Origin of the sequence: Bacillus jepli, from assembly GCF_047238305.1 — a bacterium.
In the GTDB taxonomy this organism is placed as follows: domain Bacteria; phylum Bacillota; class Bacilli; order Bacillales; family Bacillaceae_L; genus Ferdinandcohnia.
The window spans coordinates 1,942,922-1,955,202 of the sequence record NZ_JBDFMO010000001.1 but is presented as its reverse complement, the minus strand read 5'-3'; the positions used below and the strand labels follow the sequence as shown (position 1 = coordinate 1,955,202).

Below are 12,281 nucleotides of genomic sequence, written 5' to 3'. Positions count from 1 at the left end.
TCTCTTGGATAGAACATTCTTATACGTGCAAAACCGCTCAGGGCAATTACCCATTTTCTTTGTTGAACGTGGCAATTTGAATCTAGGTGAGTATACTGTAGGGAATCTACACAATAAAGAAAAGGAGAATGAAGATGGATCATCTTAATATTTCTAACGTAAATGCGTTACAAAGTATTTACACGGCACCACATCCAACGTATATAGCTCCACAACCAACTTATGTTGCACCAAGTTATGAATACATTGAACCTAGTTATGGTTATGGATACGCTTGTCCTCAACCTTGTCACAATACCTTTGTATTAGTCGTTGTGTTGTTTATTTTATTAATCATAATAGGTGCTTGCTACTTTCCTAGATGCTAATTAAAAGTACTCCTTCTAAAAACACCACACAAAAACAAGAACATATTAAACGAAATATGTTCTTGTTTTTTTAAAAGGAGCTTATGGAATTTTTATCAACGAAAAATAATGACGAAGTTCGCTTTCAGTAAGGGATATACTTTTTGTTAAATCTTTCGTTCTCATGACAAACTCCTTAACCCCTATGAACTCGGATTCTGCAATCAAGTAAAATTGGGTTCCTTTTTCATATCCTCTAAACTGCTTTTTAAGTATAAATAATTCCATAAATAACCGCCTGTTTCCTATACTTTGAGATAGTTTCATTTTACATTATTCTGTTTAAATTCCTACTAAAATTTCTCATCCCCTCCAACTCATACTAATGCATATAAAAACTTACTCCACCATATAATGGATTAGGACAACCAGTCTTTAAAATGGGAGGGATCATTCTGGATAACCATGAAAAAGATTCACAAGCGAAGTCCGACAATAGGAATTATATAAGAGTTACTAACAACATTAATTTTACGATCAATTTTGGCGATTCATTAAATTTACTGGCACTAATCACAGGTCTTTTTTTCATTAAAACTCTCTCGAAAAAGAACAGATTGCAAAAGAAAAACAAAAGAAAAAAGGCGTTGATCCTTCCATAGATCAACGTCTTTCGTTATTGCCGTGGTGCAAATAACATGACCGATACACCAATGATACAGATGCCTGCACCTAACAAATCGTATAGATCGGGTGTTTTTTTATCAATCCCCCAGCCCCATAGGACTGAAAGCACGATAAAAACTCCCCCATAGGCAGCATATACTCTTCCGAATGATGGAAAGGTTTGGAAGGTTGCGATCACTCCATATAAAGCTAAAGCAATTCCACCGCCAATTCCCCAATAGTAAGGCTTCCCTTCTCTTAACCAAAGCCAAATTAAATAACCTCCACCAATCTCGGCAATACCTGCTAGTATAAAAAAGAAAATTGCATGAAAGATTTTAACCACGTCCCTGTTATGTCTAATTATAGTATGTTTATTATAACAATCATGGGCGTTTTCTAAAATATTGAAACTCTACCGAAGTTTAAGATTATTTCTTTGAACTTACTCTTTAAGCACTTCATTCAACTTCAATGGCGTGATCGTCCCTTGATGAAAATACAGTTGCCATCTTCCATCTATACATTTCCAAATGGAGCTTCGAAGGGTATTGCGGTTCCTTGTCTTATCTACGATGAAATATGTAGTTAAAACAACATCTGGTGCCAGCGGATAGATTTCATATTTATGAAGGGACATTTCCGTTATGGTCACTCCAGATTCAAGGCATTCCTTTTTATCAAACATATAACCTGAACTACCAATCTCAAAAAAATCATCTGCTAGTATTTTATCTAACTCTTCACGACTTTTCCGAACTTCATTGTTTATGTGCATTTCCTCTAATTCTTTTAAATGGTGCTTTAAGTGTTGGTTCATTTTCTTTCAGACCCTTTCTTTATATCTTCTAACAACTCAATAATTTTTTCGTTTGTTTGATTAAGTTGGTTTAACTCTTTTCTCATTCCTACAAAATCATTCATAACAGCGATAAATATGAGGATTCCTACCAAGCCAGATATAACTTCCATTTAAAGACCATCCCCTCTACTTTCGACCATGATTCCATTTTATGTATCTATTCTGTTTTAAACATCCTAATCCTTTTATATTTTTGTGAGTTTCGGAAAATACATTGACCGACTTTATATTACTTTTTAAAATGAAAATAGAATAATTAAGGGACTTTTGTTTGTTACACTTATGTTTAGAACTGGAGAAGTACCATTTATAAGAAAAAAATAACCTTGAACAGGAGATTATAAATGGGTATTTTAATACGACAAGAAATACATGAGGATTATTACGAAACCGAGGAAGTTGTCAGAAGAGCTTTTATAAACGAAGAATACAGTGACAAAACAGAGCATTTCCTTGTGAATCGGATTCGAAATTCAGATGCTTTTATACCTGAGCTATCGTTGGTTTCCGTAAATCAAGAAGATAAGATTGTAGGGCATATACTCCTTTCAAAGATTCAGATCAATGATGGAGTCCGTTCTGTTGAATCATTGGCACTCGCACCTGTTTCAGTCATACCGGAATTTCAGCGACGAGGAATTGGAAGCCAATTAATCCGTGCTGCACTAGAGAAGACTAAGGAACTCGGATATCAATCGGTTATTGTGCTCGGGCATAAAGAGTATTATCCACGATTTGGCTTCAAGCAGGCGAACATTTGGAATATAAAGGCTCCTTTTGATGTACCGAATGAGTTATTTATGGCACTCGAATTAGCTGATGGATCTCTTGAAAATGTTCAAGGTGTTGTGGAATATTCAGCAGCATTTTCGTAAAAAAGAGGGATGTCCAAAGTTCTAAGTATCAGCTTTTGGACACCCTCTTTTTCAGTAATGACAAGGGCTGGCTTAACAGTCGAGTGCCAAAATTAGCAATTTTTATAGAAAGAAAAGAAGCATTATCATACACTACCCTTAGGAAAACATTTCAGAAGGAGGAGAAGCATTTTGAAAGATAAGATATCATTTTCAGAGTTTATAGCGGAGAAGCGAAAACTAGCCAACTTAACTCAAAAAGAATTTGCAGATTTATTATTTGTTTCAGATTCGGCAGTTTCAAAATGGGAACGAGGTTTATCCTATCCAGACATTACCCTTATTTCGAGAATTTGTGAGGTACTTAATATCACAGAGCATGAATTTGTTACCGCAAGTGACGATATTTCGGCTAGAGAGGAAAAGCGTCAAGCCAAAATGTATCGTGGATTTTTAAAAGGATATCAGGGTACATTGAACGTATCGTATGCTCTTGCTTTAGTTACTTGTTTTATCTGCAATGTTGCAATAAATCATACATTGTCATGGTTTTTTATCGTACTCGTATCAATTGCTCTTGCTTTCTCAATTACAACCCTGCCAATCATGGTGAAAAAACATAAGACTTTAATTACATTTAGTGTTGCGACTGTGCTTATCTATATTCTTTTATTTGTTTGCAGTACATATTCGTCAGGTGATTGGTTACTGACGATTGCGTATCCGATTACAACATTCCCGATTATATTCGCTTGGTCTACTATGTTTATAATAAAATATGTAAAAGTAAATTGGATTTTAAAATCCGGATTTATTTCATTGATATGGGCTATGTTTTGTTTGATAATTAACCCTGTTATTGATTATTTTATAGGAGATAAACCTGGACTAACAATCAGTGATTTTATAAATTTAACAGATTGGCAGCCTAGTATTATTGGAAATAAAATAGCATTTTTAAGTCTCACTTTACTCGGATTGGTTGCTATTATAGTTGGAATGCAAATGCAAAGAAAAAGTGTTAGGAACTAATAGTGAATTAGCTTAACTAAGGGAACTCTAATGGGTTCCCTTAAAAATGTTTTATATTTTTCACTGTTATTCAATTTTCAAACAATAAATAGGCTCTGGATGATGCCCCTGTTCCACCTCACCAGTTGGTTTAAAACCCGCTTTTTCATAAGTTCGTATTGCTCTTTCATTATTATGGATAACCGATAAATAAATTTCATTGCATTGGTACGTATCCACCATATCCTTAATAATTGCATTTAAAACAGGGGCTCCATACCCTTTTCCTTGAAACTGATGACCAAGCATCATACTAATCAATTCATACCGATTTGTTTCTTTATGATATCCATGTGAAGTGAAACCAATTAGTGTTTCGTCATCATATATTGCTCTTGGTGTGAAACCAAATGTTTGGCACACTGCTAAAAAATAAGCATTTGATCCCACCCATCTTTCATAAATTTGAAAGTATTTTTCTTGGTTTTCATCAGACTTTAACTTGATAACATCAAAAAAGTTATCCTCTGTAACATCAACTAACTTAATCTTCATGTGAGTTCCCCTTTTTAGTTGAAAATGTTTTTCCATCTATCCTATTAACTTCAACAAATGTAGAGCTCATCCTTCACATAATCACAGTTATTGAAAAGTTTATTTATCGACAAAATGGTATATTACTAGGAACAGATCATTTTTTGAAACCTTTTAATCCATTCCATGCCTCTAATAGTTGAAAGGAGGTTAGCTGATGTCGTATTCCACAAAATTAGTTGAGTTGGCCATTGCTGGTGACAAACAAGCATTTGAACAACTCATTAAATTTGAAAGTGAAAAACTATATAAAATTGCCTATCTACATATGCGGAATAAAGAAGATGCACTGGATATCATACAAGAAGCTACCTATAAGGCCTATATTTCCATACACCAGCTGAAATCACCTGCTTTTTTCAGTACTTGGCTAGTGAAAATTTTAATGCGAACAGCCTACAAAGAACTTGCACGTAAAAAGAAGGTGGTACAGCTTCCTGAGGAGGGATTAGATTATCTCATTGAATCGAGTCAAGCCCAGGAGCCGAACCTGTCAATCGATTTATCGGAGGCACTTGAGTCGCTAAATATGAACTATCGAAATGCAATCATACTTTTCTATTATTATGATTTACCGATTCGAACAATTTCTACAGTTTTAGATAAACCACAATCTACGATTAAAACGTATTTACGTCGAGCAAAAGCTGAATTAAGAAAAACGTTAGGGGCTGATTATTATGGAAAAAGATTTATTTAACGATATGGAAATTCCAACACACGAACTACATTTAGCAATTGAAAAAGGAATTGAAAGAGGAGAAAGACTCCGCCGAAACAGAAAATACATAAAGCCATTAAAAAGAACATCCCTAATTACATCTGGGGCTGCTGCTGTACTCCTTGCGTCAGGATTTATTTTTTCACCGGTCAATCAGGTTCTAGCGCAGGTTCCGATTATTGGAGGTATTTATGAAAATTATCAAATGCCAATCGGTCAAGATTTGGCAGCGGAACAATTGATTACTGAAATCAATGAAACTGTTGAAAATAATGGGGTCAAAATGAGTATTACTTCGATTTTTTATGATGGATCCTATGTTGGTATAACCTTTAAAGCAACTGGTGAAAACTTATCCGATACATTTGGAGGAGAAACAGGACCAGAGCCCGGTTACGCCTATGAGATGTTCGACGGAAAGGATGAATCAGGATGGGGAGGCGTTATGGGAACATTAACAAAACAAGGAAACGACTATGTCGGTGCGATGATATTAGAAACCCGCAACGTGAAAAATTCTGAAGAGTTAACACTCCCGATTACATTTACACATATGGCAGGTGTTCAAGGCGAATGGTCATTTAACCTTTCCGTTAAGAAATTGCCATCTCGAGAAATTGAATTGAATCAAACCCTATTTTCTTCAAACAAGGAATATAGCGTCCATTTCAATGATATTAACATTGGAAAAACAAACGCAATATTAACCTATGAAGAGTTAGAAACAGCTGGTATTGAGGGTGAAAACTTATATTTTGAAGTTATTTCTAACCAAGGTGAAAACTTATCCCTAAATACCGTTTCAAATTCTAAAATAATATTTGATATTGATAGTAAAAATCCTCCAAAATTCATACAGGTGAAACCTTCGTATAAAATTGGTAACGAAAAAATTGATTTGGGTACGTTAAAGATCAATTTGAATTGAGTTAAATTCAAAATTCGGACTGCTAGTGGTCCGAATTTTTTCACATTAAAAAACCTCCAATCCCAATTGAGATTGAAGGTTCTTATTTTTTCATGATTAATTTAGGACAAGTTCCTTTTCTGCTTTTTCTTTATTTTCGATTAAACCAAGAGCATCTCCTGAAGATGCATTGATCTTTTCAAGAAGTTCAGGGTTCTCCATGAGGGATAGCCCAAAGGAAGGAATCATGTCTTTGATTTTTGGCTCCCATTCTAACATTTGCTCTGGGAAGCACTTTTTGATCACTTCGAGCATAACATGAACAGCGGTTGACGCACCAGGTGAGGCACCTAGTAAAGCTGCGATGGAGCCATCAGCTGCCGTTATGACTTCCGTACCAAATTGGAGCGTTCCTTTGCCGCCAGCTTCAGTGTCCTTGATTACCTGAACACGTTGACCAGCCACTACTAAATCCCAATCTTCGCTTTTTGCGTTCGGGATGAATTCACGTAATTCTTCCATACGCTGTTCCTTTGTTAACATAACTTGCTGGATCAAGTATTTAGTTAATGCCATTTCTTTTACACCTGCAGCTAGCATTGTTAACAAATTATCAGGTTTTACAGATGTGATTAAATCTAAGTTTGAACCTGTTTTTAAGAATTTCGGAGAGAAGCCCGCAAATGGTCCAAACAGCAATGATTTCTTATTATTGATGTATCTTGTGTCAAGATGCGGAACAGACATAGGTGGCGCACCGACCTTTGCTTTTCCATATACTTTTGCGTGATGCTTTTCAATCACTTCAGGATTATTACATACCATGAAAATTCCGCTCACTGGGAAACCACCAATATGTCTTCCTTCAGGAATACCGGATTTTTGGAGTAAATGAAGACTTCCACCACCACCTCCGATGAAGACAAACTTGGCCTTATGGTGTTCAACTGCACCAGTAGTTTGGTTTTTCACCTTTAAATCCCATAAACCGTCACTTGAACGTTTTACATCTTTAACACTGTGGTTGTAATTAATTTTTACATTTTTATTTTTTAAATGGTCAAACAACATGCGTGTTAAATTTCCGAAGTTAACATCCGTTCCTGTGTCCGCTTTAGTAGCTGCGATTGGCTCAGTAGATGTGCGATCTTTCACAATAAGTGGAATCCATTCCATTAATGTTGTAGGATCATCGGAATATTGCATCCCTTTAAACAACGGTACTTTTGACAGCGCTTCAAAACGTTTCTTCAAAAAAGCGACGTCCTTTTCACCTTGCACCATACTTATATGCGGCAGTGGCATGATAAAATCTTGCGGGTTGCGAATGAGATTATTCTTCACAAGATATGTCCAAAATTGCTTGGATACTTGGAATTGTTCATTTACATTAATTGCTTTTTTAATATCTAATGTTCCGTCTGGTTTTTCAACGGTGTAGTTGAGCTCGCACAGTGCAGCATGCCCTGTCCCAGCGTTATTCATTTCGTGAGAGCTTTCCTCTCCTGGCTTGTCGAGCTTTTCAAAAACGGTAATGTTCCATTCCGGCGCTAATTCTTTCAAGAGTGTTCCTAATGTCGCACTCATGATCCCAGCGCCAATTAAAATGACATCTGTTTTAGTTTCTATGTTGCTCATGTTTATCAACCTTTTCTTCATAAAATTTAGACAAAAAAGATGAATGCGGTCACAAAATCAGACACGCCAATGTCGGACAACTTCTTTTTTCATCTTAATCTTCGCCATATCAGAATGACATTTTTTTAGATTAATAATTCGATATTATATGATAATTACAGGCTATTTAAATGTTGAGTAAAAGTGAGAAGTTCATCCAGAGGTCGTAGGACTCCGACACCCATCTTGCCTCTTTTTTTAAGTTCAAAGGAAGAACCCATACTTATTAAACTCTAATTCTTCACTTTTATCATTATACCACGTAAAAACAGCATAAACATCAGGTAAGAGTAAAATTAATCATAATAATTTGATAAGTGGGAGCGCTTTTTTTACGGTTTGCAGATATCCCATCGTCAATTATCCTATTTTGTCGTCATTATTTTTGTTTTGTCAGCAATAATTCTTTTCTATCCTTTTAAAAAGTAAAACCTGCATTTTCTTTAAAAATGCAGGTTCACTGAAAATATTGATATACTTTAATGGCAATCCAGATAAACAGGAGCAACCAGAGTAGAATGATAAGCACCCCTGCAACCCAATTTTTCGGCTTGCCATTTTTTATTAATTCTTCTGCTTTTACTTCACAGTCCGCGATAACAGCCTTCGGGATCATCTTCATAGCAAACATGATTCCGATTGGGACAAGAATGACTTCATCCAGGTATCCAAGGATGGGAATGAAATCCGGAATGAGGTCGATGGGACTGAATGTATAGGCCACCACACCGGCTGTAAAAAGCTTTGCATACCAAGGAACTCGTGCATCCTTGTATGCAAAGTATAGGATATATATTTGTTTTTTTAAGTTCTTTGCCCAGCTTAAAATTTTTTTCATGGGTTCACCTATTGATTTTGATTCAATATTTTATTCCTTCAGCTTTGAAATGTGATTTACTTTATAGTTTCCCCTACTTTAACCATTTCAATCCTGTTTCAATGGTTCCAACAACTCAATCAGTTCAGGTGTGAACCCTTTTACAGCACGTTCACCTACGACTGTTACAGGGACACCTAGGAAACCGTAGCGTTCCACTTCCTTTTGGTAAACTTCATTTTCTGCAATGTTTCGAACGTCAAATGGAATCCCATTTTCAGTAAGAACTTTTTTTACAAACGTACATTCAACACAATCATTTGTCGTGTAGACTATTACTTCATTTGACATTATTGGTGATCTCCTTTATTCGGCCGGTGGGCCAAATTTTCCTGCATGGAAGTCGCGATAGGCTTGTTGTACTTCTTCCATTGAGTTTAATACGAATGGACCATATGCTACAATCTCTTCCCTTAATGGAACACCTGAGTAAACAAGGATTTTGGCGCGACTGTTTGCATGTATGTTAAATTCGCTTTCGTTTTTACCATTTTCGTTGAAGGTAAGTGTTGCCGCCCCTGTTTTTTTCAAGCTTGTCTTACTTTCACCAAGCTCTAACTCACCTGAAAGCACATAAACAAAAGCATTATGATTTTCAGGTAAAATATGTTTATAGGTGGCTCCTTTTGTTAGCGAAATCTCAGTCATCGTAATCGGCACTAAGCTATTCATCGGGCCTTTAACACCTGCGATTTCACCAGAATAAACCTTCAATTCTCCACCCTCGACCTTAACACATGGAACATCCTCTAGGTACACATTTTGATAAGAAGTTTTTGTGTTTTTTAATGATTGTGGCAGGTTCAACCATAGCTGAAGTGTATGTGCGATGTCATTGTCAACAGCTTCCTCGGCATGTCTTGCCCCGCTGCCCGCATTCATATACTGAACGTCACCGGCCTCTAACACCGAATGACCGCCATGGTTGTCGATATGCTCCAATCTTCCATCGATAACATATGTGATTGTTTGGAAACCACGATGCGGATGGTCAGAGAATGTCCCACGTTTAAACCAATCCTCAGCCATAATTAAAAACGGATCAAATTCCTCAAACCGGTTCGGTGGTAGCACAAAGCCTTGCTGCACATGCGGATAACCATTATTGTTGTATTTTATATACCAATGATCTTTTATTTCTCTTTTAAAAAGGGAACTCATGTCGTCCACTCCTCATTCATGATCTTCACAGTCTTTTCTATTCCATTTAATTTTGACATGTTCGGATGATTTGTACAAAGAGTACGCTTAACTTTTTCTGGAATATTTACCCATACATTCATATAATGGACTAAAGAACCTGCTTTTATCAGGAGGAGAGTTGAATGGTTATCATATTGGCACTTATGTTAAGCCTTCTTGGAGTTCTCGATAGATTAATAGGAAAAAAATTAGAACCTGGTTATGACGTAATGGAGTCAGATGGAAGTGTGAAATATCGAGTAGGTAGTTTGATCATTTTGATCCCGGCTATAATCGGCATTTTTATGATCGATTATACTGATACAGCTATCTTAAAATGGTTTTTAATTGTAGTGATCACCCTGCATTGGGGATTTCAAGCATTCATGGAATGGAAGTATGTAGAGGGTAAGAAGTATCGTTTGTCTTTACTAATTATAAATGTGGGTGTCGTTTTGACTTGGGGAATCTTATTTATTGACGAAAAACTTACACAAACGACTTTCGGTGAGGAATTAAATGAAATGATAGATGTGGAGGAAGTTTCTAAAATTGAAATTTTGCGGGCTGTATATGATGAAAATCAGGAACTTTCACGGGAATAAGCGACCATAATTGATCAACAACTTATAAAGAAATTTTCAAGTTTGCCTTCAGGAATGTTATTAAAAAAATCAAATTTAGCAACCCCAGGTATTGATTTCATTATGATGATTTACACAAATGATAGGCAGCATGCCCTGACCTTTTCAGAGGATGATATCCAAATAGAGGATGGAAAGTATTTTATCCTTGATGAAAATGAACTAATAAATTTAATTGAGGAAGAAAAATTGGAATGGGAGCCGTATTTTTAAAAATAAAATCCCTTAGGCTTCAAGGCTAAGGGGTACTCAATAATGATTCCATTTCTTCTTCAGTTACAAATTTCCAATTTATATCTTTCCAAACATCTTTATCCATTGCTTCAATAAGTTGGTCGATTTCATCATAACTAAACTTAATAGCATGTTCGTTCATGTATCCCACCAAACCTTTCCCTACATAATTCGGCTAAGCTTATCTTGGTTTGAGGGTCAAGTTCATAAAAATTTTTGGAGGAAAACAGATGAAAAACACGCAGTCTATTAAATTTCGAAACTTTGCCATCACCGAGTGTAAGGGCTCAAGCCGATTATATGAATTTCTTTCCTTGAAAATTTCAGAGGATGACGACATTCTTGAGTTAGCCTCTCATGCAAGGGAAGGTCAGCCCTCATCCAATCTTCTATTTGGTGCCGTTCATTATCTTTTATTAAAAGGGGAGGAACATCCTCTTAAAGAGTATTATCCTAGCATAGTGAACAATCCTCGAAAAGTGGAGGAATCCTTTTTACCTTTTAAAGAGTTTTGTGTTCAATTTTCTGATGAGATTATTCGGCTTTTGCAGGAAAAATTGGTTCAAACAAATGAGGTTAGACGCTGTTCCTATCTCTTTCCCACCTTTCAATTTATTTACGATATTGTAAAAAAGCCATTAGCTTTAATTGAAATTGGGACGAGCGCTGGTGTGCAGCTACTATGGGATCAATACAGCTACTCTTATGGAACAAATAAAGTATACGGCAATAAGGATTCTGCACTACATATTACCGCTGAGATTAGAGGAGAAAAGACGCCACAACTACAGGACTTCATTCCTCCAGTGGCTGCTCGTATTGGCATCGATCTTCATCCTATTGATGTAATAGATGATGACAATGCCCTTTGGCTGAAAGCTCTCATTTGGCCTGAACATCATGAAAGACGTGAACTATTTGAAAAAGCAGCAGAATGTGTGAGGGTAAATGAGGTACGGTTGATTGAAGGAAATGGAGTTGAATTGCTCCGGGAACTGGCAGCAGAAATTCCAAAGGAATACGCAATATGTGTATTTCACACGCATGTAGCTAACCAGATGCCAACGGATGTGAAAACGAGCTTGCTAGATCAGGTTCAGCGTATTGGAGACGAACGCGAGATTTTCCATCTGTATAACAATATTCAAGACCGCGACCTTCATCTCGATTATTGTTTGGATGGAAAAGAGTATAAACATGTTGTCGCTGAAACCGAAGGACATGGAAGATGGTTTACGTGGAGGTTGTAATAGTTTTTGAAGGCATTTGGAGTTTACCAAATGCCTTTTGTTTGGACCGTTATTTTACCTCTAATATTGTATATGTCCCTGCTTTAAAGCGAAATTTTATATCATACCTTTCACCCACTTTAAACTGTAAACAAAATTCCTCTGCTTTTTCTTTACTTTCGTCAAAATACTGGAACATTGTATATGGGTCATTGACTTTGCACGCATATAGTCCATCTTTATTTTTTTCGTTTGTAACAGCTGTTTCCTCAACCAAAATAGAACTTTCTTTTTCATAGGACGGACGTAGTTTATTGGATACCATGGCACCTATAATGATAAGAAACCCAATGATTCCAATTACCAAAGCCTTCTTCTTGTCTTTCTGCACCATGAACATAAAGATTGCACAGCCTACCGCCCCAATGCCAATTGCATACAAGGCTATTAAAAGTAAGTACAAAAAATCATCCCCC

The 12,281-nt window shown here is 36.3% G+C and carries 19 protein-coding genes; 8 read left to right on the top strand and 11 right to left on the bottom strand.

Translation table 11 applies throughout. The features are described 5' to 3' along the window. The first annotated feature begins 128 nt into the window (after positions 1-128). On the top strand, positions 129-368 hold the full coding sequence (locus ABC371_RS09805; protein WP_412896633.1) for a YjcZ family sporulation protein: 240 nt from the start codon (positions 129-131) through the stop codon (positions 366-368). A gap of 81 nt (positions 369-449) precedes the next feature. Here the strand turns inward: ABC371_RS09805 and ABC371_RS09800 are convergent, their stop codons facing one another. From ABC371_RS09800 to ABC371_RS09785, 4 genes are all read right to left on the bottom strand, one after another. After that, complete coding sequence (locus ABC371_RS09800) at positions 450-635, bottom strand: hypothetical protein (protein WP_412896632.1); 186 nt, start codon at positions 633-635, stop codon at positions 450-452. Positions 636-1,023: 388 nt separating this feature from the next. After that, a complete protein-coding gene (locus ABC371_RS09795) occupies positions 1,024-1,359 on the bottom strand; it encodes a YnfA family protein (protein WP_412896631.1) in 336 nt (111 codons plus the stop codon). A 99-nt stretch (positions 1,360-1,458) separates the two neighbouring features. After that, a complete protein-coding gene (locus ABC371_RS09790; RefSeq protein WP_412896630.1) occupies positions 1,459-1,833 on the bottom strand; it encodes a nuclear transport factor 2 family protein in 375 nt (124 codons plus the stop codon). Continuing rightward, the gene (locus ABC371_RS09785) at positions 1,830-1,985 is read right to left on the bottom strand and encodes a hypothetical protein (protein ID WP_412896629.1); all 156 of its coding nucleotides are present in this window, start codon (positions 1,983-1,985) and stop codon (positions 1,830-1,832) included. Before ABC371_RS09785 ends, ABC371_RS09790 begins: the two co-directional genes overlap by 4 nt. 234 nt (positions 1,986-2,219) lie before the next feature. Between ABC371_RS09785 and ABC371_RS09780 the strand changes: the two genes are divergently transcribed. Both ABC371_RS09780 and ABC371_RS09775 read left to right on the top strand, forming a co-directional pair. Then, positions 2,220-2,750 (top strand): GNAT family N-acetyltransferase, encoded by a 531-nt coding sequence (locus ABC371_RS09780; protein WP_412896628.1) that lies wholly within the window; start codon positions 2,220-2,222, stop codon positions 2,748-2,750. 171 nt (positions 2,751-2,921) lie between these two features. Continuing rightward, positions 2,922-3,761 (top strand): helix-turn-helix domain-containing protein, encoded by an 840-nt coding sequence (locus tag ABC371_RS09775; protein WP_412896627.1) that lies wholly within the window; start codon positions 2,922-2,924, stop codon positions 3,759-3,761. A gap of 66 nt (positions 3,762-3,827) precedes the next feature. Here the strand turns inward: ABC371_RS09775 and ABC371_RS09770 are convergent, their stop codons facing one another. Then, positions 3,828-4,295: a GNAT family N-acetyltransferase gene (locus ABC371_RS09770; RefSeq protein WP_412896626.1), complete on the bottom strand. Its 468-nt coding sequence runs from the start codon at positions 4,293-4,295 to the stop codon at positions 3,828-3,830. 196 nt (positions 4,296-4,491) lie between these two features. Between ABC371_RS09770 and ABC371_RS09765 the strand changes: the two genes are divergently transcribed. Both ABC371_RS09765 and ABC371_RS09760 read left to right on the top strand, forming a co-directional pair. After that, entirely contained in the window at positions 4,492-5,034 is a 543-nt protein-coding gene (locus tag ABC371_RS09765; RefSeq protein ID WP_412896625.1) for a sigma-70 family RNA polymerase sigma factor, read from the top strand. Beyond that, positions 5,015-5,983 (top strand): DUF4179 domain-containing protein, encoded by a 969-nt coding sequence (locus ABC371_RS09760; RefSeq protein WP_412896624.1) that lies wholly within the window; start codon positions 5,015-5,017, stop codon positions 5,981-5,983. Before ABC371_RS09765 ends, ABC371_RS09760 begins: the two co-directional genes overlap by 20 nt. A 96-nt stretch (positions 5,984-6,079) precedes the next feature. Here ABC371_RS09760 and mqo read toward each other — a convergent pair whose 3' ends face one another. The 4 genes from mqo to ABC371_RS09740 form a co-directional block, all read right to left on the bottom strand. Next, positions 6,080-7,621, bottom strand: a complete 1,542-nt coding sequence (mqo, locus tag ABC371_RS09755) for a malate dehydrogenase (quinone) (RefSeq protein WP_412896623.1) — start codon at positions 7,619-7,621, stop codon at positions 6,080-6,082. 475 nt (positions 7,622-8,096) lie between these two features. Further along, positions 8,097-8,477, bottom strand: a complete 381-nt coding sequence (locus ABC371_RS09750; protein ID WP_412896622.1) for a YkvA family protein — start codon at positions 8,475-8,477, stop codon at positions 8,097-8,099. Between the two features lie 87 nt (positions 8,478-8,564). Next, positions 8,565-8,807, bottom strand: coding sequence for a glutaredoxin family protein (locus ABC371_RS09745; RefSeq protein ID WP_412896621.1), 243 nt, complete (start codon positions 8,805-8,807; stop codon positions 8,565-8,567). A 15-nt stretch (positions 8,808-8,822) separates the two neighbouring features. Beyond that, positions 8,823-9,677: a pirin family protein gene (locus ABC371_RS09740; RefSeq protein ID WP_412896620.1), complete on the bottom strand. Its 855-nt coding sequence runs from the start codon at positions 9,675-9,677 to the stop codon at positions 8,823-8,825. A gap of 164 nt (positions 9,678-9,841) precedes the next feature. Between ABC371_RS09740 and ABC371_RS09735 the strand changes: the two genes are divergently transcribed. Then, positions 9,842-10,303, top strand: coding sequence for a DUF4181 domain-containing protein (locus ABC371_RS09735; RefSeq protein WP_412896619.1), 462 nt, complete (start codon positions 9,842-9,844; stop codon positions 10,301-10,303). Between the two features lie 42 nt (positions 10,304-10,345). Then, positions 10,346-10,555 (top strand): hypothetical protein, encoded by a 210-nt coding sequence (locus ABC371_RS09730; protein WP_412896618.1) that lies wholly within the window; start codon positions 10,346-10,348, stop codon positions 10,553-10,555. Positions 10,556-10,580: 25 nt separating this feature from the next. On the opposite strand, the gene ABC371_RS09725 is transcribed toward ABC371_RS09730, so the two are convergent. Next, complete coding sequence (locus ABC371_RS09725; RefSeq protein ID WP_189655270.1) at positions 10,581-10,718, bottom strand: hypothetical protein; 138 nt, start codon at positions 10,716-10,718, stop codon at positions 10,581-10,583. 88 nt (positions 10,719-10,806) lie between these two features. Between ABC371_RS09725 and ABC371_RS09720 the strand changes: the two genes are divergently transcribed. Continuing rightward, entirely contained in the window at positions 10,807-11,826 is a 1,020-nt protein-coding gene (locus ABC371_RS09720; RefSeq protein WP_412896617.1) for a DUF2332 domain-containing protein, read from the top strand. 49 nt (positions 11,827-11,875) lie between these two features. Here the strand turns inward: ABC371_RS09720 and ABC371_RS09715 are convergent, their stop codons facing one another. Beyond that, positions 11,876-12,268, bottom strand: coding sequence for a hypothetical protein (locus ABC371_RS09715; protein ID WP_412896616.1), 393 nt, complete (start codon positions 12,266-12,268; stop codon positions 11,876-11,878). Positions 12,269-12,281: the final 13 nt, after the last annotated feature.